The organism is Streptomyces sp. DT224 (assembly GCF_049844595.1).
Taxonomy (GTDB): Bacteria; Actinomycetota; Actinomycetes; order Streptomycetales; family Streptomycetaceae; genus Streptomyces.
In genome coordinates this window covers 172,857-190,463 of sequence record NZ_JBNCLI010000007.1, presented here as the reverse complement: position 1 = coordinate 190,463, position 17,607 = coordinate 172,857, and the positions used below count along the sequence as shown (strand labels likewise).

15 protein-coding genes are annotated in these 17,607 nt (G+C 74.0%); 10 read left to right on the top strand and 5 right to left on the bottom strand.

Going from position 1 to position 17,607, the window contains the following annotated elements:
* Positions 1-222: 222 nt before the first annotated feature.
* From ACLQ2N_RS19155 to ACLQ2N_RS19140, 4 genes are all read left to right on the top strand, one after another.
* Positions 223-1,746, top strand: coding sequence for a flavin monoamine oxidase family protein (locus ACLQ2N_RS19155; protein WP_425815017.1), 1,524 nt, complete (start codon positions 223-225; stop codon positions 1,744-1,746).
* 85 nt (positions 1,747-1,831) lie between these two features.
* On the top strand, positions 1,832-2,770 hold the full coding sequence (locus ACLQ2N_RS19150) for a PAC2 family protein (RefSeq protein ID WP_425814541.1): 939 nt from the start codon (positions 1,832-1,834) through the stop codon (positions 2,768-2,770).
* Positions 2,771-3,014: 244 nt separating this feature from the next.
* The gene (coaE, locus tag ACLQ2N_RS19145) at positions 3,015-3,620 is read left to right on the top strand and encodes a dephospho-CoA kinase (protein WP_425814539.1); all 606 of its coding nucleotides are present in this window, start codon (positions 3,015-3,017) and stop codon (positions 3,618-3,620) included.
* Positions 3,621-3,716: 96 nt separating this feature from the next.
* A complete protein-coding gene (locus tag ACLQ2N_RS19140) occupies positions 3,717-4,079 on the top strand; it encodes a tetratricopeptide repeat protein (protein ID WP_425814537.1) in 363 nt (120 codons plus the stop codon).
* Here the strand turns inward: ACLQ2N_RS19140 and ACLQ2N_RS19135 are convergent.
* Positions 4,076-4,369 (bottom strand): DUF6343 family protein, encoded by a 294-nt coding sequence (locus ACLQ2N_RS19135; RefSeq protein ID WP_425814535.1) that lies wholly within the window; start codon positions 4,367-4,369, stop codon positions 4,076-4,078. The two genes, ACLQ2N_RS19140 and ACLQ2N_RS19135, sit on opposite strands and share 4 nt — an antisense overlap.
* A gap of 80 nt (positions 4,370-4,449) precedes the next feature.
* On the opposite strand from ACLQ2N_RS19135, the gene ACLQ2N_RS19130 reads away from it, so the two are divergent.
* Positions 4,450-5,568 (top strand): ADP-ribosylglycohydrolase family protein, encoded by a 1,119-nt coding sequence (locus tag ACLQ2N_RS19130; protein ID WP_425815015.1) that lies wholly within the window; start codon positions 4,450-4,452, stop codon positions 5,566-5,568.
* A 22-nt stretch (positions 5,569-5,590) separates the two neighbouring features.
* On the opposite strand, the gene ACLQ2N_RS19125 is transcribed toward ACLQ2N_RS19130, so the two are convergent.
* From ACLQ2N_RS19125 to ACLQ2N_RS19115, 3 genes are read right to left on the bottom strand one after another with little or no spacing between them, the layout of a single operon-like run.
* On the bottom strand, positions 5,591-6,673 hold the full coding sequence (locus ACLQ2N_RS19125; RefSeq protein WP_425814533.1) for a tyrosine-protein phosphatase: 1,083 nt from the start codon (positions 6,671-6,673) through the stop codon (positions 5,591-5,593).
* Between the two features lie 38 nt (positions 6,674-6,711).
* Entirely contained in the window at positions 6,712-8,703 is a 1,992-nt protein-coding gene (locus ACLQ2N_RS19120; protein ID WP_425814531.1) for a hypothetical protein, read from the bottom strand.
* Positions 8,704-8,706: 3 nt separating this feature from the next.
* Complete coding sequence (locus tag ACLQ2N_RS19115) at positions 8,707-9,609, bottom strand: SGNH/GDSL hydrolase family protein (RefSeq protein WP_425814529.1); 903 nt, start codon at positions 9,607-9,609, stop codon at positions 8,707-8,709.
* A 152-nt stretch (positions 9,610-9,761) separates the two neighbouring features.
* On the opposite strand from ACLQ2N_RS19115, the gene ACLQ2N_RS19110 reads away from it, so the two are divergent.
* Together ACLQ2N_RS19110 and ACLQ2N_RS19105 are read left to right on the top strand one after the other, a co-directional pair.
* Complete coding sequence (locus tag ACLQ2N_RS19110) at positions 9,762-11,009, top strand: PucR family transcriptional regulator (RefSeq protein ID WP_425815013.1); 1,248 nt, start codon at positions 9,762-9,764, stop codon at positions 11,007-11,009.
* 40 nt (positions 11,010-11,049) lie between these two features.
* Positions 11,050-11,745, top strand: coding sequence for a class I SAM-dependent methyltransferase (locus ACLQ2N_RS19105; RefSeq protein WP_425814527.1), 696 nt, complete (start codon positions 11,050-11,052; stop codon positions 11,743-11,745).
* Between the two features lie 14 nt (positions 11,746-11,759).
* Here the strand turns inward: ACLQ2N_RS19105 and ACLQ2N_RS19100 are convergent, their stop codons facing one another.
* Positions 11,760-12,107, bottom strand: a complete 348-nt coding sequence (locus ACLQ2N_RS19100; RefSeq protein ID WP_425814525.1) for a hypothetical protein — start codon at positions 12,105-12,107, stop codon at positions 11,760-11,762.
* 237 nt (positions 12,108-12,344) lie between these two features.
* Between ACLQ2N_RS19100 and ACLQ2N_RS19095 the strand changes: the two genes are divergently transcribed.
* From ACLQ2N_RS19095 to ACLQ2N_RS19085, 3 genes are all read left to right on the top strand, one after another.
* Positions 12,345-13,229 (top strand): slipin family protein, encoded by an 885-nt coding sequence (locus ACLQ2N_RS19095; RefSeq protein ID WP_425814523.1) that lies wholly within the window; start codon positions 12,345-12,347, stop codon positions 13,227-13,229.
* A gap of 173 nt (positions 13,230-13,402) precedes the next feature.
* Positions 13,403-16,264, top strand: a complete 2,862-nt coding sequence (locus tag ACLQ2N_RS19090) for an SNF2-related protein (protein WP_425814521.1) — start codon at positions 13,403-13,405, stop codon at positions 16,262-16,264.
* Positions 16,261-17,598: an SWIM zinc finger family protein gene (locus tag ACLQ2N_RS19085; protein ID WP_425814519.1), complete on the top strand. Its 1,338-nt coding sequence runs from the start codon at positions 16,261-16,263 to the stop codon at positions 17,596-17,598. Before ACLQ2N_RS19090 ends, ACLQ2N_RS19085 begins: the two co-directional genes overlap by 4 nt.
* The last annotated feature ends 9 nt before the right edge of the window (positions 17,599-17,607 follow it).

The following is a 17,607-nucleotide window of genomic DNA, read 5'->3' as shown; positions in this document are numbered from 1 at the left end:
GCGGGCCTCACGCGTTTCCGCGCGCCGACGTAACACAGAGAAACGTGTGGGATACACGAATGGCTGACGGCTCGTAACACGCGCTTGCCAGGATCCCGGCAACCTCAAGATCCGAAGGGGAGCCGGGACATGACGCACGCTTCGCACCAGCCGCCCGCGACACCGGGCACGAGCCGCCGCACCTTCCTGCACCATGTCGGAATCGCCGGCGGGGCCGGGGCCATGTTCGCCACCATGGGGGCGCTCGGGCTCGCCCCCACCGCACAGGCCGCAGGGCGCGAACCCGCCTACCGCGCTCCCAGCAAGGGCGACTTCCACCTCAAGGGCAGAGCCGCTGCCAAGGTGGTCGTCGTCGGCGGCGGTATCGCCGGTCTCGCCACCGCCTACGAACTGGGCAAGGCGGGCTACGACTGTACGGTCCTGGAGGCCCGGGGCCGCACCGGCGGGCGGAACTTCACCGTGCGCGGCGGGGATTCCACCACCGACATCCACGGAGTCAGGCAGACCGCCCACTTCTCCGACGGGCAGTACATGAACGCCGGGCCCGGCCGGATACCGCAGTGGATGGTCACCCTCGACTACTGCCGCGAGCTCGGCGTACCCATCGAGGTGTTCACCAACGTGAACGCCAATGCCTACATCTTCAACGAGAAGGCGGGCATGAAGGCGCCGGTGCGCTACCGCACCGCCAAGGCCGACGTATACGGCTATGTTGCGGAGCTGCTCTCCAAGGCCACCGACAAGGGCGCGCTCGACCGGCAGATCACCGCCGACGACCAGGAGCGGCTGCTCGAATTCCTGAAGGACTTCGGAGACATCGGCGACACGCTCGACTACACCGGCAGCCCTCGCCGGGGCTACCGTGTCGATCCGGCCGCCGCCGGCACTCCGGGTGAACTGCTCGACTCCGTCCCCTCCGCATCCGAAGTCTTCGCGAGCGGCGTCGGACGCTACTTCGCCTTCGAGTTCGAGTACGACCAGGCCATGCTGATGTTCCAGCCCGTCGGCGGCATGGACCGCATACCCGCCGCCCTCACCCGGGCCATCGGCGAACGACGCATCCGGACCGGGGCCGCCGTCACGGACATCACCGACACGGCCCACGGCGTCACCGTCACGTACACCCAGTCCGGCCGGACCCGCCGCATCGAGGCGGACTACTGCGTCGCCGCCCTGCCGCCCAACATCCTGGCCAAGACCCCGCACAATCTGGGCCCGGCCGTCCAGACCGCCCTGGAGGCGTGCAAGCCCTCATCGGCCGGGAAGATCGGCCTCGAATACCGCAGCCGCTGGTGGGAGAGCGACCACCGGATCTACGGCGGCATCACCGAGACGGACATGGACCTCGCCCACATCTGGTACCCGTCCTACGGTCACCAGGGCCGTCGCGGGACGATCATCGGCTACTACAACACGGGCTCCAACGCGGACGCGTACGCCGCACTCACCCCCGCCGAGCGGGAGGCCCGCGCGATCGCCCAGGGCGTGAAGATCCACGGCGAGAAGTACCGTACGGAACTCGCCACGTCGTTCTCGCACCACTGGCGTCAGACCCCGTACCTGGAGGCTTCGTGGCACTCCCTGGCGGGCGGTCCGGACGCCCCCGTGTTCGCGCCCCTCAACCGGGCCGCGGGTCACGTCTACTTCGCGGGTGACTACCTGAGCTACGCCGACGCCTGGCAGCACGGCGCGTTCACCTCGGCGCGCAGGGCCGTCATGGCACTGCACGAGCGGGTTCTTGGGTAAACACCGTACGAAGGGGGGTGTGGACAGGGAATGACCATGCCCCCCTGAACGTTCTTCTCCACGAACACAAGGAGGAGCGGTAACCGTGCCTGATCCGCAGAGTTTGTACGAATGGGAGCCGAAGGGCCTGGCTGTGGTCGACATGGCGCTCGCCCAGGAGTCGGCCGGTCTGGTCATGCTCTACCACTTCGAGGGCTACATCGACGCGGGTGAGACCGGCGAGCAGATCGTGGACGGCCTGCTCGAATCGCTGCCGCACCAGGTCGTGGCCCGCTTCGACCACGACCGCCTGATCGACTACCGCGCCCGGCGCCCGCTGCTGACGTTCAAGCGCGACCGCTGGGCGGCGTACGAGACCCCCGCCCTGGAGGTCCGCGTCGTCCAGGACGCCACGGGCGCGCCGTTCCTGCTGCTGTCCGGGCCGGAGCCCGACGTGGAGTGGGAGAGGTTCGCCGCCGCCGTCGAGGAGGTGGTCGAGCGCCTCGGTGTCCGCCTCGCGGTCAACTTCCATGGCATCCCGATGGGCGTCCCGCACACCCGCCCCGTCGGCATCACCCCGCACGGCAACCGCACCGACCTCACCCCCGGCCACCGCAGCCCCTTCGAGGAGGCGCAGGTCCCCGGCTCCGCCGAGGCCCTGGTCGAGTACCGGCTGATGGAAGCGGGCCACGACGTGCTCGGCGTGGCCGCCCACGTGCCGCACTACGTCGCGCGCTCCGCCTACCCGGACGCGGCGCTCACCGCGCTGGAGGCGATCACGGCCGCGACCGGGCTGGTCCTGCCGTCCGTGGCGCACGCCCTGCGCACCGAGGCGCACCGCACCCAGACGGAGATCGACCGCCAGATCGGCCAGGGCGACGAAGAACTGGTCTCGCTGGTCGAGGGCCTTGAGCACCAGTACGACGCGGTCGCGGGCGCCGAGACCCGGGGCAATCTGGTCGCCGAACCGGCGGACCTGCCGTCGGCGGACGAGATCGGCCTCGAATTCGAGAAGTTCCTCGCCGAGCGCGAGGGCGACATCTGAGCGTCGTCCCCTCCCGCCTCGTGCCCGCTGCCCGTGGCCCCGCCCGCCGGGGCGACGGGCAGCGGGCATTACGACCTCGCCCGCGATTGTCGGCGGCGTCACGGCGCCTGGGACCTCCGCCTCCGGCGTTGTCGTCGGTCGCGATGGCTCCGCCATCGCTCCCTCCTCCGCCTTGGATTCGAAGGCCCCAGGCGCCGCTCCTTCTTCCGCCGACAATCGCGGGCGAGGTCGTTAGGCTGCCGGGATGCTGAAAGTGGGCCTGACCGGTGGCATCGGAGCCGGCAAGAGCGAAGTGTCCCGGCTGCTCGTCGGCCATGGTGCCGTCCTCATCGACTCGGACCGCATCGCCCGCGAGGTGGTCGAGCCCGGCACCCCCGGACTCGCCGCCGTGATCGAGGAGTTCGGCCCCGGCATCCTGACCCCGGACGGCACCCTGGACCGGCCCGCGCTCGGCGCGATCGTCTTCGCCGACCCGGACCGCCTCGCCGCGCTCAACGCGATCGTCCACCCCCTGGTCCGCGACCGCTCCGCCGAACTGGAGAAGGCCGCAGGATCGGACTCCGTGGTCGTCCACGACGTCCCCCTCCTCACCGAGAACGGCCTCGCCCCCCTCTACGACCTGGTCGTCGTGGTCGACGCCGCCCCTGAGACCCAGCTCGACCGGCTCGTCCGGCTGCGCGGCATGACCGAGGAGGACGCCCGCGCCCGCATGGCCGCCCAGGCCACCCGCGAGCAGCGGCGCGCCGTCGCCGACCTGGTCGTCGACAACGACGGACCGGTCGAGGAGCTGGCGGCCCGGGTCCGCGAGGTCTGGGCGGAGCTGACCCGCCGTGCGGCGGAGAAGGGCTGAGCCCGGGCCGTACCACCCGCCGGACCCGTTCCCGTACCGGAATACCCGCAGCCGCCCCCGCGTTGACCCCGGGACGGACCAGGGAAGGATGCCACCGTGCCCGAGAGGAACCCGGAAACCGACGTCATCGACTTCCGTGCGGCCGAGCAACTGCTCGCCGCGCGTGATCCCCGGGGCGCCGTGCGGCTGCTCGACTCGGTGATCGCCGCCCACCCCGAGAACACCGCCGCCCGGCTGCTGCGCGCCCGCGCCTTCTTCGCCGCGGCGCAGCTGCGCCCCGCCGAGCTGGAATTCGAGCTGGTGCTTGAGCGCGAGCCGGACAACGCCTTCGCGCACTTCGCCCTCGCCCGCACCTTCGAGCGCTCCGGCCACCCCGAGCGTGCCACCCGCCACTTCCGGCTGGCGGCCGCGCTCGACCCGAAGCCGGAGTATCTGCGCGCCGCGCGCTTCGACCGTTAGGGCGTGCCCGGCGGCGGGCCCTTGCCGCCGCGTGGGCCGTGGTCGGGTTCGTACGGGGGGATGGAGCGGCCCGGCTGGTAGTGCGGGCCCTGGCGCAGCCGGTGCACGACCACGCACAGGTCCACCAGGACCAGCGCGAGCAGCACCCCGCAGACCACTGCCCAGCCGGTGCGGCCGTTCACGGCGAAGGCCGTCACCCCGAAGACGGTCCAGGCCAGGCCCCATAGACTCAGCCAGAGCCGCATCCGCAGCGGACTGCGGGCGGTCGTCGGTTCATTGCCGGTACGCATGGCATCGCCTCCCTACCAGCATGGACCCACGGCCGGGCAGATGCGGCGCGACGGCGTGAGAGGGCGGGGGCCGAACGGTGATCGGTACGACGACGGGGGCGGACCTCACGGCCCGCCGGGCCAGGGTGCGCGGGTGTCTGCTGGGCGGGGCGATCGGGGACGCCCTGGGCAACCCGGTCGAGTTCCTGTCGCTCGCGGGGATCCGGCGCGCGCACGGCGAGCAGGGCGTACGCGGCATGACACCGGACGACGAGGGGGTCGTCGGCCGGATCACGGACGACACCCAGATGACGCTGTTCACCGCCGAAGGGCTGATCCGGGCGCACGCGCGCGCCATGTCCAAGGGTATCGGCGGCGCCGAGACGGCCATCGTCAGGAACGCGTACCTTCGCTGGCTGGACACCCAGAACCACCCCGGGCCGCCTCCGGCCGAGGCCGAGCACCCCGTCCGCAACGGATGGCTCCGGCAGCAGCCCTGGCTGTACGCCCAGCGGGCGCCCGGCAACGCCTGCCTGACCGGCCTCGCGGCCGGCCACATCCCGGACCCGGCGGGCCCGGTCGGTGAGCCCGGGCCGGTCAACACCGGGTCCAAGGGCTGCGGCACGGTGATGCGGTCCGCGCCCTTCGGCCTGACCGGCGAGGACCCTGCGTTCGCCTTCGAGCTCGCCGCCCGGTGTGCGCGGATCACCCACGGTCACCCCACGGGCGCCTTCGCGGCCGGGGCGCTCGCGGCGATCGTCGGGCACCTCCTCGAAGGCGACTCGCTGCCGGGGGCCGTGCTGCGGGCCATGGAGCTGCTCGCCCGGCACCGGGGCCACGAGGAGACGACCGCCGCTCTGCGCGCGGCCGTCGACCTGGCCGCGCGGGGCGGGCCGAGCGCCGAGAGGGTGGAGTCCCTGGGGCAGGGCTGGGTGGCCGAGGAAGCGCTGGCCATCGCGGTGTACTGCGCGCTCGTCCGGCCCGGAGCGGACCAGGTCGCCGAGGCGCTGCTGCTCTCGGTCAACCACTCCGGCGACAGCGACTCCACCGGCGCGGTCTGCGGCAACCTGCTGGGCGCCCGCCACGGCGACACCCGCCTCCCTCCGCACTGGCTGGTGCTGACGGAGGGACGCGGGGTGATCGCCGAGGTGGCCGACGACCTGTGCCTGGAGTTCGAGCACGCCGTCGAGTGGCCGCGGGACCGCTACCCGGGCTGCTGATGCCCGGTCACGGGCCGCCCGGTCAGCCGGTCAGCAGCTTCGCCCGCAGCGCCGCCACGGTCGCCGCGTCGAGCTTCAGCCCCTCCCGTACATACGTGTCGAAGTCGCCGTAGATCTGGTCCACCTCGGCGTACGCGGCGCGCAGCCAGCTCAGCTCCACGGCCTTCGGGTCGCCGGTGTACTGGTTGCTGGCCAGGAAGTCCGCCTCGACGGTGGCCCGGGGGACGCCGAGCAGGGTGAGCAGGACGGCCGTGCCCCAGCCGGTGCGGTCCTTGCCCGCGCTGCAGTGGAAGACCGTGGCGCCGGAGGTGTTCGTGGCGACGGCCGTGACGAGGTCGTTAAAGGCGTGGTCCGCGCCCACGAAGTTGACCATGAACGGGTAGCCGATGGACTGGCCGAGGTCCGACGAGCCGGAGAAGAGCCCGGCGGCGATGGCCTCCGCCAGGGTCATCAGGGCCGAGTCGTGGAAGCGGATGCCGTGGGCGAGCGAGACGACGTCCGCGACCTGGTAACGCACCCCGGCGGGCAGCCGGTCCGGGTCGTCGTGGCGCTCCTGGACGTTGCGCAGGTCCACGTCGAGCGTGAGCTTCTGGGAGACCAGCCGCTGCTGCTCGGCGTCGGTGAGCTCGCTCAGCTTGTTGGAGCGGTAGACCAGGCCGGTGCGCACCCAGTGGCCGTCCGTGGTGCGGTAGCCGCCGATGTCCCGGAAGTTGCGGGCGGAGGCCAGGCCGAGGGAGCGGTCGGCGACGACGAGCGGGCTGCCGCTGTCCGGGACGAGCCGGAAGTACCAGCGCCCGGCCTCCGGGAGCGTGCCCGGCGCGACGGTCAGCGAGCCGGTCCCGGGGGCCGTGCCGAGCGCGGTGCCGGTGATGGCGTCGGGCGAGGTCACGGCGGTGACGGTCACCGATCCGGCGGGCGAGGCCCAGGACAGGGTGTGGCCGCCGTCGGCGGTGCGGGTGGCGGTGGCGGCCGTGAACGGCACGGCGGACTGCGTGACGGCGGCCGGCGCGGTCGCGGGCGGTGCGGCGAGGGCGGCCGGGGCCATGACCGTACCGGTCAGGAGGGCGGTGGCGAGGACGGCGCCGGCGATGCGATGCGTGCGCATGGTGCTCCTTGTCGTGACCCTGCGGGGCAGGGGAGGCGTCAGGAGGTCGGTGTGGCGGTGCACGGGGTGGTGCCGCAGACATTGATGACGCGGCCGGTGGTCAGGAAGGTGGCCTTCTGCTGACGTGCGGCGGGCGAGTTGCGGGGATCTTTGTGCGGGTCGTGCCCGTACGCGGGCCCGGTGGGCGGGGTGTTGGTGACCGGGGGCGTGGGCGTACCGCTGTCCCAGACGGTCATCGCGGAGCCCCGGTACGGCAGCCGGCGCGGACCGAGGGTGCGGATGCCCCAGTACGGGACGGCGTCCGGGCTGCGGCCGGGGGCGAGCGCGGGGGTGAGCAGCCGGGCGCCGAGGGTGCGCGCCTCCACGTCGGCCGCCGCGTTCGCGACCTGGTGGTCGCCGTACGCGATGTGCATCAGGACCTGGTGGCGGTCGGTGAGGTGATTGGCGTACGCGTTGGTCTCGCCCCGGTCCCAGACCATCTGGAAGAGCTGCAGAACCAGTTGCTGGTGGAGCTTGTCCGGGTAGGCGGCGTTCAGGACCTGCTGGAACGGCGCGAAGTCGGCGCTGCGGTCGAGGAGCAGCCCGTAGTTCATGCCGGTGACGCCGAGTACCCCGCGCCGGATGTCGGTCGATGCGGCGACGAGCGCCCCGCCGAGGATGCCGCCCTGGCTGTTCCCGTCGTACGCGAGGCCGTGCCGGGTGTCGAGGAGCGGGCGCCCGTCGGCGGTGCGGAACGCGGGGTCGGTGGTCAGGCCCTCGGGGTGGATCAGGGCGCGGCCGAGGAACAGGGCGTTCAGCATGCCCTGTTCACTGCGCTCGGGGACGGCCGGGAAGAGGCCCGGGTCGGCGAGCGCTGCCAGGACGACGGGGATGTCCGCCTTGGCCATGCCGATCCAGTCGGTCGCGCAGAACGTGAAGTCGTGCTCGGCGGCCATGTCCCTGACGTTGCCCGCGCCGACCTCGTTGCGTGAGCCGAGCAGCCCGTGCCCGTACAGCGAGGGGTGCGACGGCCTGCGGAAGGCGGCGCGCGGGATCTCGCAGCGGAACGCGGCGGTCACGGTGCTGCCCGCAAGCGCGCGCGGGATGCCGTCACGGTCGCGGTTCAGCACGGCGCCGGGCGGCCCGCCGGGCGCGTCCAGGTACCCGGGCACGGAGATCTCGCCGGTGACCTCGCGGGCGATCCGGGCGTCCTGCTCCCGGGTGAGGTCGGTGACCCCGGTGACCTCGAAGGCGGGCGCGCGGCCGCCGAGCCGGCGGAACGCGTCGTCGCGGATGGTGAACAGGTCGCCGGTGAGGCTGCGCGTCGAGGCGACCGTGAAGTCCCAGGCCAGGTTCAGCCCCTGGGCGGAGACGCCCGCCCGGCGCAGCGCGGACAGCGCGGGCCGCAGCCGGTCCTGGCGGGCGCGCAGCGGATCGTGGGCGGGCAGCCGTTTCCCGGCGACGGCGGCGAAGGGGGCGGCGGCCGGAATCGTACGGCCCGCCCCGTCCTTGAGGTGGCGCAGCGCCACGGCGTAATGGTGGCCGTCCAGGAAGTTGCGGGCCGGGTGGATCAGCAGGGCCCGGCGCGCGGGGTCGGTGGCGTTGCTGTCCGGCTCCGCCCAGTAGGGCCACCGCTCACCGGTCGTGGTGTCCAGCAGGACGACCGGCGCGTCCCGGTCCAGGGACCGGCCGATGTCGGTCAGCGGGGCCGCGCCGGTCCTGGCCGGGTCGAGCCCCGGCACCTGGGCGATCAGCGTGGAACCGGGGGAGAAGCCGTCGGAGCGGTTCCAGGCGGCCGGGTCGACGGCCTGCCCGGTCGCGGGCCGGGGGAGGAGCGAGGTGTCGAAGGCCACCCGGCGGCCCGTGCCGGTGCGCGGGTCCGGCCGGGTGTACCAGTCGTTGGGGAACGGCAGCAGGCACTCGGCGGGTGCCAGCGGGTCGCAGCCCCGCGCCGGGGAGGGGTCCGCCGGGGCCGCGTGGGCGGGCGGGGCGAGGAGCGCGGTGGCACCGAGCGCCGCGGCGAGCAGTCCGTCGAGTATCCGCTGCCGCACGGTTCAGCTCCCCTGGAGGTGGGCGCCGATGATGCGCGCGTAGGCGGCCTCGCCCCGCTGGTTCGGGTGCAGCGGGGCGGCCGACGCGGTCGGCACGTACCCCTCGACCCACTTGTCGGAGGGGGCCTGGCAGGCGTCGTGACCCTTGCTGGGGGTGGCGACGTCGATGTACTCGGCCCCGTGCGCGGCGCTCTGCTCGGCGATCACCGCGTTCATCCGGTTCACGCTGCCCTGGAGGAAGTCGGCGTCGACCGGCAGCACGGGCTGCAACGGCCAGCAGCCGCCCGGCTTGATGTAGAGCCCGTAGCCCGTCACGAGAACTCTCGCGTGCGGCGACCGCTGGTGGATTGCGTCGAGTACGGCTCCGAGGCGCGGCGCGAACGCGTCGATCCGCTGTGCCACCTGGTCGACCCCGCCCGCGGTCAGTTCGTCCCTGCACGGGGTGGCGGTCGGGTCGAGCTGCATGCAGTCCTGTGCGACGCCGACCAGACCGGCGTCGTTGCCGCCGATGGTGAGGGTCACCAGGTCGGTGTCGGCGCGCAGCGCGTCGAACTGGGGCGCCGCCGAGCCCATCGGCACGTCGAGCAGCGACAGGGACTGCTTCTCCGTCATGTGCTTGGACTGGGCCCCGCTGCACGTGACGTCGCGCAGTGAGGCGCCGATGCTCGCGGCCAGCTCGTGCGCGTAGTTGTGCGTGGAGCGGCCGCAGGCCAGCGGGCCGGTGATGCCCGGGATGAGCGGCCCCGAGGCCATCGAGTCGCCGAGGGCGACGTACTGCACGGGGTCCTCGGCGCTCGCCGCCCAGGCGCCGGACGCGGTGGTGCCCACGGCCAGGGAGGCCAGGGCGACGGCGGTGGCGACTCCTCCGACAGTACGACAGAACGCCTTGTTTCGGGACGATTTCACGACGACCTCCGGTGCGCTGTGAGTGGGGGGCATGGCGGGTGTCGCCGGTCATCATGCAGACTCGAAGGCCGTCGTTTAACTGGTGGGTAACGCAGACTTCGCCGGGGGCTTTTGTGACGCGTGACAATGAACAGGCCCTGGAAAAGGGGCCGTTGGTCATCGCTGGACGTCCGGTGGCGGTGCGGCTGCGGGCCCGCGTGCCCGCATTGACCACCCGGGTGGTCGCCCGTCTTCTCAGTGACCTCCCGGTCTACGCGCAGCTGCCGCACGAGGAGATCGCGGGCGATATCGCGGACATCGTCCAGCACAACCTGCGGCTCTTCGCGGACGTCCTCGAACACCGCAGGGCCGCCACCGACGGCGAACTCGCCCAGCAGCGCGACTCGGCCGCCCAGCGCGCCGAGGAGGGCGTGCCGCTGGACGCCATCCTCACCGCCTACCAGGTGGGCGTCGCGATGTGCTGGGAGGAGACCGCGCAGGACGCCGGGCCCGGGGACCTGCCCGCCGTGCTGGAGATCATGGACCGCATCCTCGTCCTCCAGCAGCAGCTGACCTCCGCGGTGAGCGGTGCCTATCTGGAGGCCCGGCAGATCCTGGACAGCCAGGAGCACGGCGGCCGGCACGCGCTGATGGCCGCGCTGCTGACCGGTGAGGACCTGGACGGCTTCACCCGGCGCACCGGCCTGCGCCCGGCCGCCCGCTATCTGACGATGACGCTCGCGCTGGCCCCGCACCCGGACGAGATGGGGGCGGGTTCCCCGCAGGGGTCCGGGGCCGGTCCGGCGCCCGGCTCCGGGGCGGGCGCGGGCGTGGCCGCCCGGCGGAAGATACGGCGCGTCCGGACGGCCCTCGACCGGTTCGCCGGGACGCCCGCGCTGACCGCCCTGGACGCGTCCGGCGGCACCGTGCTGCTGCCTGTCGCGGAGCCGCCGCCGTGGGAGGGGCCGGGCGGGCTGAGCGGCCTGATCGCCGAGGCGACCCGGGCGGCGGGCGTCCCCGTCACGGCCGCCGCCGAGACCGCGTCACCGGACGGGGTGCCGGCGGCGGTGGCCCGTAACGCCGAGATCGTGGACCTGGTGGCCCGCACCGGCCGGGCGCCCGGCCTCTACCGGCTGGCCGATGTGCTCCTGGAGTACCAGCTGAGCCGGCCCAGCGAGGCGCTGCGCGGCCTCGCCGGGCTGCTGAGCCCGCTGGACGCCAAGCCGGAGCTGCTGCACACGCTGGAGACGTACCTCGGACACGGCCTCGACCGCCGGGCCGCGGCGGCGGCGCTGCACGTCCACCCCAACACCGTGGACTACCGCATCCGGCGCATCGACCGCCTCACCGGTCTCTCTCCGGCCCGCCCCGCCGACCTCCAGCACCTGAGCGCGGCCCTGGTGGCGCGCCGCTCGGTCTGAGGGGCGGGAACGACCGCCCCCGTACGGTCGTTCGGCAGGCATGAGCGGACAACTGGTACGCGAGGGTTACGCGGGGACCGGTCCGGGCGCGATCACTCCGGACGGCTGCGCGGTCGAGCTGTACAGCAGGCTGGCGGTGGGTGACGAACCGGAGGTGATCGCGGCGGCCGCCCCCGCCGGCGCGCACATCCTGGAGCTGGGCTGCGGGGCGGGCCGGGTGACGCACCCGCTGGTGGAGCGGGGCTTCCGGGTGACCGCCGTGGACGAGTCGCCGCAGATGCTGGAGCGGGTGCGCGGCGCGCGGACGGTGTGCGGTCCGATCGAGTCGCTGGACCTCGGCGACGAGACGTTCGACGTCGTCGTGCTCGCGTCGTTCCTCGTCCACGCGGGCGACCACGAGGTGCGCGAGGGGCTGCTGCGGACCTGCCGCCGGTACGTGCGCGACGGAGGGTCGGTGCTCCTCCAGCGCGAAGGGGCGGACTATCACGACGCGCTCCCGCGTGAGCGCGTCCACCCCGCCGGCTGCACGGTGCGCATCGTCTCGTCGGAGCCGGTGGGCGACGGGGTGCGCTCGGTGCGCGCGGAGTACGAGTTCGCCGACGCGCGGTGGACGCAGACCTTCCGCTCCCGGCCGCTGACGAGGGAGGCGTTCGAGGGACACCTGGAGGCGGCGGGCCTGAGGGTGGACCGCTATCTCACGGACGACGGCGTCTGGGCGCGGGCCGTGCCCGTGTAGCGGCCGCCCGGCGGTCAGTGGATGGTGCTGAAGCTGCGCCAGGGACGCGCGTTCGGCGCGTTGACGTCCGAGAAGGTGGTCGCGACGTACGTCGTTCCCTTGCCGGTGCAGTCGGGCGTCCGGTACAGCACGATGTCGACCAGGGTCTCGTTGGCCACCGCCTTCGCGCCGGCCGGGGCGAGCCGGTGGCAGCCCTTGACCGAGGGGCTGTTCACCTCGATCACGGCGTCCCGCTCGGTGGTGTAGATGACCGGGCCGACCGCGGTCCGGCCGAGGCCCGAACAGCCTGCGACGGTGAGGGTCAGGAGCACGGCCTGGGCGGCGATGCCGAGCCGGCGGCGTCGGCGGTCGATCACGGGCATGGGCGGATCCTCGTCTGTCTCGTCACCACGCACACCGCGGGTGTACGTGCCGGTGCCGCTCACCCTGCCCGCTTCCCCGGACCCCGGCATCCCGGAAGCGGCCGGGCGGGGGAGCGCGGCACCACCGGGCGTACGCGCAGGGGTTCGACCCGGAGCGGAACCAGGCATACCGTGGTATTAGCGCACGAAGAGGTGCGGCGCCGATTGCCGGGCTCTTCCGGCTGGCAGGGGGCCGTCATGGTCCAGGCACTCGTGATCGCGGTGGTCGCGGCAGTGGCGGTGGGCGCCCTGTATCTGGCGGCGGCCGCCAGGGTCGTCAGGCAGTACGAACGGGGTGTGGTCCTCAGACTGGGCCGGCTCCGCGACGAGGTGCGCCCGCCGGGGTTCACGATGGTGCTGCCGGGCGTCGACCGGCTGCGCAAGGTCAACATGCAGATCGTGACCATGCCCGTGCCGGCCCAGGACGGGATCACCCGGGACAACGTCACGGTCCGGGTGGACGCCGTCATCTACTTCAAGGTGGTCGACCCGGCGAGCGCGGTCGTCGAGGTCGAGGACTACCGCTTCGCGGTCTCGCAGATGGCGCAGACGTCCCTGCGGTCCATCATCGGCAAGAGCGACCTGGACGACCTCCTCTCCAACCGGGAGAAGCTGAACCAGGGCCTGGAGCTGATGATCGACAGCCCCGCGGTCGGCTGGGGCGTCCAGATCGACCGCGTCGAGATCAAGGACGTCTCACTGCCGGAGACCATGAAGCGCTCCATGGCCCGCCAGGCCGAGGCCGACCGTGAGCGGCGCGCCCGGGTCATCAACGCGGACGCGGAGCTCCAGGCGTCCAGGAAGCTGGCCGAGGCGGCGGCGGAGATGTCCGCCCAGCCGGCGGCGCTCCAGCTGCGACTGCTCCAGACCGTGGTGGCCGTGGCGGCCGAGAAGAACTCCACGCTGGTCCTGCCGTTCCCGGTCGAACTGCTGAGGTTCCTGGAACGGGCCCAGCAGCCGGGGGCGCCCGCCCCCGACGCCGGGCAGCCCTCGGGCCCCGGTACGCCGGCGGGGCGGTCCGGGGAGCCCGGCCCGCCGGACACGCGACCGCCCGCCTCCTCGGAGCCGTACGCGCACCACTGAACGTTCCGCGCTGTCGTTCTCCGGCCGCCGTCCGACCCGTACGAGCTGCGGGAACGGCGGCGGCCGGGCCGTGCCGGAGCCCGTTGTCAGACCCCCCGCCTAGACTCGCCGAGCAGAGGGACGCGTACGGATGAGCCGTGCTGACCAGGGACGAAGCGCGAGGGGAGGGAACGGTGAGCATCGCACCGCCGCCGCGGGAAGCGGACGACAGCCGTCTGCTGCGCTGCGCCGCCGTCTTCCTGCCCGGCACGCCGCCGCGCCGGGGCCGGGTCGCCTTCTGGGACCCGCTCGACGCCCCGCTCCCCGAGACGCCCGGCGCCCGGAGCGAGGAGATCACGGTCGTCCGGCCGTACGGCGCCGAGGGCGACATCCGCGCGCGGGACGTGCCCGCGCTCCTGCTCCCGGTCGGCGACGCCCTGCCCCTGCTCGCCCGCGCCCGCCACCTGCGCTCCGCCCACCCGGCGACCCGTGCCTGGGGCGCCGCCGCCCTGCACGCGCTGCACCTGGTGGCCGGCGGCCGCATGCTCCCCGGGCTGACCGCCGACGACCATGACGCCTGGCGGGCCGGCCCGCGCGACGCCCGGGACGTGGCCCACCTGCGCGCGGTGGCCGCCGCCCTCCCCTGGGAGGGGCACGCCGTCCCGCTGCCCGACCGGAGTCCGCCCCGGCTGCCCGACCCCGAAGCGCTGATCGGCGCCTTCCTCGACGCCGTCGCCGACACCCTGCCCCGGACGCCCGCCGCCGCGTTCGCCGTGGGCGCCCCCTTCGCGGCGGACGAACCCCAGCACCTGCCCGGCGCGCGGGAATGGGCCGTCGAAGTCGCCTCGGGCCTGGACGCCGGGGTCCGGGTCTCGCTCCGCCTGGACCTCTCCGCGTACGAACTGTTCGACTCGACCGGCCCCGACGCGGCGACCGACGGGACCGCCCGGCACGCCGCCGCCGCGGTCACCCAGGTGCACAGCCTCGCCGACCCCACCTACGTGGTCGACGCCGCCGCCCTGTGGGCCGGTGAGGCCGGCGAGCCGTTCGGGCCCCGGGCGCGGGTGGACACCGCGCTCGCCCTGCGCCGGGCGGCCCGCGTCTGGGCCCCGCTCGAACGGCTCCTCGACCAGCCGGTCCCCGATGTGCTGGCCCTCGGCGAGGACGAGCTGTACGAGCTGCTGGGCGACGCCGGGAGCCGGCTCGCCGCCGCCGGGGTGAGCGTCCACTGGCCCAGGGAACTGGCCCGCACCCTCACCGCCGCGGCCGTGGTCAGGCCCGCGCCCGGGACGGCCACGGACGGCACCGCCTTCTTCGACGCCGAACAGCTCTTCGCGTTCGACTGGCAGCTCTCGCTCGGCGACCAGCGGCTCACCGAGGCCGAGATGGACGTGCTCGCCGAAGCCCATCGCCCCGTGGTGCGGCTGCGGGACCAGTGGGTCGTCGTGGACCCCGCGCTCGTCCGCAAGGCCCGCAAGCGGGAGCTGGGCCTGCTCGACCCGGTGGACGCCCTGGCCGTCGCCCTGACCGGCAGCGCGGAGGTGGACGGCGAGCAGGTCGAAGCGGTGCCCGCCGGCGCGCTCGCGGAGCTGCGCAACCGCCTCCTCGCCGACGAGACCGCACTCGCCCCGCCGCCCGGACTCCACGCCACACTCCGCGACTACCAGCTGCGCGGCCTCGCCTGGCTGGACCGGATGACCTCCCTCGGTCTCGGCGGCTGCCTCGCCGACGACATGGGCCTCGGCAAGACGATCACCCTGATCGCCCTGCACCTCCACCGCGCCCACCCCGCGCCCACGCTGGTCGTCTGCCCCGCCTCCCTGCTGGGCAACTGGCACCGCGAGATCAACCGCTTCGCTCCCGGCGTCCCCGTGCGCCGGTTCCACGGCACCGGCCGCACCCTCGCCGGAGCGGACCGCGGCTTCGTCCTCACCACCTACGGCACCATGCGCTCCAGCGCCGCCGAGCTGGCCGCCCACAGCTGGGGACTGGTCGTGGCCGACGAGGCGCAGCACGTCAAGAACCCCCACTCCTCCACCGCAAAGGCCCTGCGCACCATCCCGTCCCCGGCGCGCGTCGCCCTCACCGGCACCCCCGTGGAGAACAACCTCTCCGAGCTGTGGGCGTTGCTCGACTGGACCACGCCCGGACTGCTCGGCCCGCTCAAGGCGTTCCGGGCCCGCCACGCCCGGATCGTGGAGAACACCGGCACGGCGGCCGGCCTCGGCAACGACGAGGCGGTCGAGCGGCTGTCCCGGCTGGTCCGGCCCTTCCTGCTGCGCCGCAAGAAGTCCGACCCGGGGATCGCGCCCGAGCTGCCGCCCAAGACGGAGACCGACCACCCCGTCTTCCTCACCCGCGAGCAGGCCACGCTCTACGAGGCCACGGTGCGCGAGACCATGGCGTACATCGAGGCGTCCGAGGGCATCGCCCGGCGCGGCCTGATCATGAAGCTGCTGGCCTCGCTCAAGCAGATCTGCAACCACCCCGCGCAGTATCTGAAGGAGGACGCCGCCCGGCTCACCGGACGCTCGGGGAAGCTCGCCCTCCTGGACGAACTGCTCGACACGATCCTCTCCGAGGACGGCTCGGTGCTCGTCTTCACGCAGTACGTGACGATGGCCCGGCTGCTCTCCGCCCATCTGACCGCGCGCGCGATCCCCTCGCAGCTCCTGCACGGCGGCACCCCGGTGGCCGAGCGGGAGAGGATGGTGGACCGCTTCCAGTCCGGCGAGGTCCCGGTCTTCCTGCTCTCCCTCAAGGCGGCGGGCACGGGGCTCAACCTCACCCGGGCCGCCCATGTCATCCACTACGACCGCTGGTGGAACCCGGCGGTCGAGGAACAGGCCACGGACCGGGCCTACCGCATCGGCCAGACCCAGCCCGTCCAGGTGCACCGGCTGATCGCCGAGGGCACGGTGGAGGACCGGATCGGCGAGATGCTGCTCGCCAAGCGGGCGCTGGCCGACGCCGTCCTCGGCAGCGGCGAGAGCGCGCTCACCGAGCTGAGCGACCGCGACCTCGCCGACCTCGTCTCCCTCCGGAGGCCGTCATGAGCCCCGCCCGCCCGGGCGCCCCCCGCCCGGCCACCGGACCGCTCGCCGCCCGCCGGGACAACCGCCCCGGCGCCCGCCCCCGCCCCGGCCCCGACGACCTGCGCCGCACCTTCGAGGCCGTCCCGGCGCGCACGTCAGGGGAGGCCGAGCCGTTCGCGGAGAGCTGGTGGGGCCGGGCCTGGGTGGAGGCGCTCGAATCCCTGTCGATGGACGGCCCGCGCCTCGCCCGGGGCCGGGACTACGCGGACGGCGGCCACGTCGCCGCGATCACCGTGACACCGGGGCACGTCGTCGCCTACGTGCACGGCAGCCGCCCCCGCCCGTACCGGGCCGAGCTGCGGCTGCGCACCTTCACCGACCCGGACTGGGACGCCCTGCTCGACGCGGTCGCCGCCCGCCCCGGGCACCTCGCCGCGCTCCTCGCCAAGGAGATGCCGCACGCCCTGGCCGAGACGGCGACCGGCGCCGGGATGACCCTGCTGCCCGCCCCGGGTGACCTGGACCCCGCCTGCACCTGCCCCGACCGGGGCAGGCCCTGCAAGCACGTCGCGGCCCTCAGCTATCAGACGGCCCTCCTGCTGGACACCGACCCGTTCGTCCTGCTCCTGCTGCGCGGCCGGGGCGAGCGCGAACTCCTGGAGGAGCTGGCCCGGCGCAACGCCGCGCACTCCGCCCGGGAGCGGCCCCCCGCCCCCGACACCCCGTCCGTCCCGGCCGAAGAGGCGCTGGCCGGCCGCTTCCTGCCCCCGCTTCCCGCGCCCTTCCCCGTGGACCCGCACCCGGGCCGCCCGCCCGCCTACCCCGTCCTTCCCGGCGCCCGCGACCCGCTCGCCCTGGACCAGCTCGCCACCGACGCGGCGGCCCGCGCCCACGCCCTGCTCACCACCGGCCGCGACCCGCTCGCCGGGCTCACCACCTGGCAGGACGCCGTCCGTCTCGCCGCGGCCGGACCCACCGCCGGGCTCACCGCGACCACCCGCGCGCTGTACCGGGAGCTGGCCTCCGCCACCGGCCGCAACACCACGGACCTGGCCCGCGCCGTGGCCGCCTGGCGACAGGGCGAGGCCGAGGGGCTTGCGGTCCTGGAGACCCCGTGGGACCCCCCGGCCGGCCCGTTCGACCGCGCCCGCCCGGCCCTCGCCGCCGCCGGCTTCCCCCGCTTCCAGCCCTGGCACAACCACCTCACGCACCCCGGCGGCGCCCTCCAGCTCCGCTTCGGCCGCGACGGCCGCTGGTACGGCTACGAGTCGGACCCGGGCCAGGACAAGTGGTGGCCGCGCGCCACCCCGGACCACGACCCGGTCGGCGCGCTCCTGGAACTGACGGGCGGCTGAGGGGCCCGC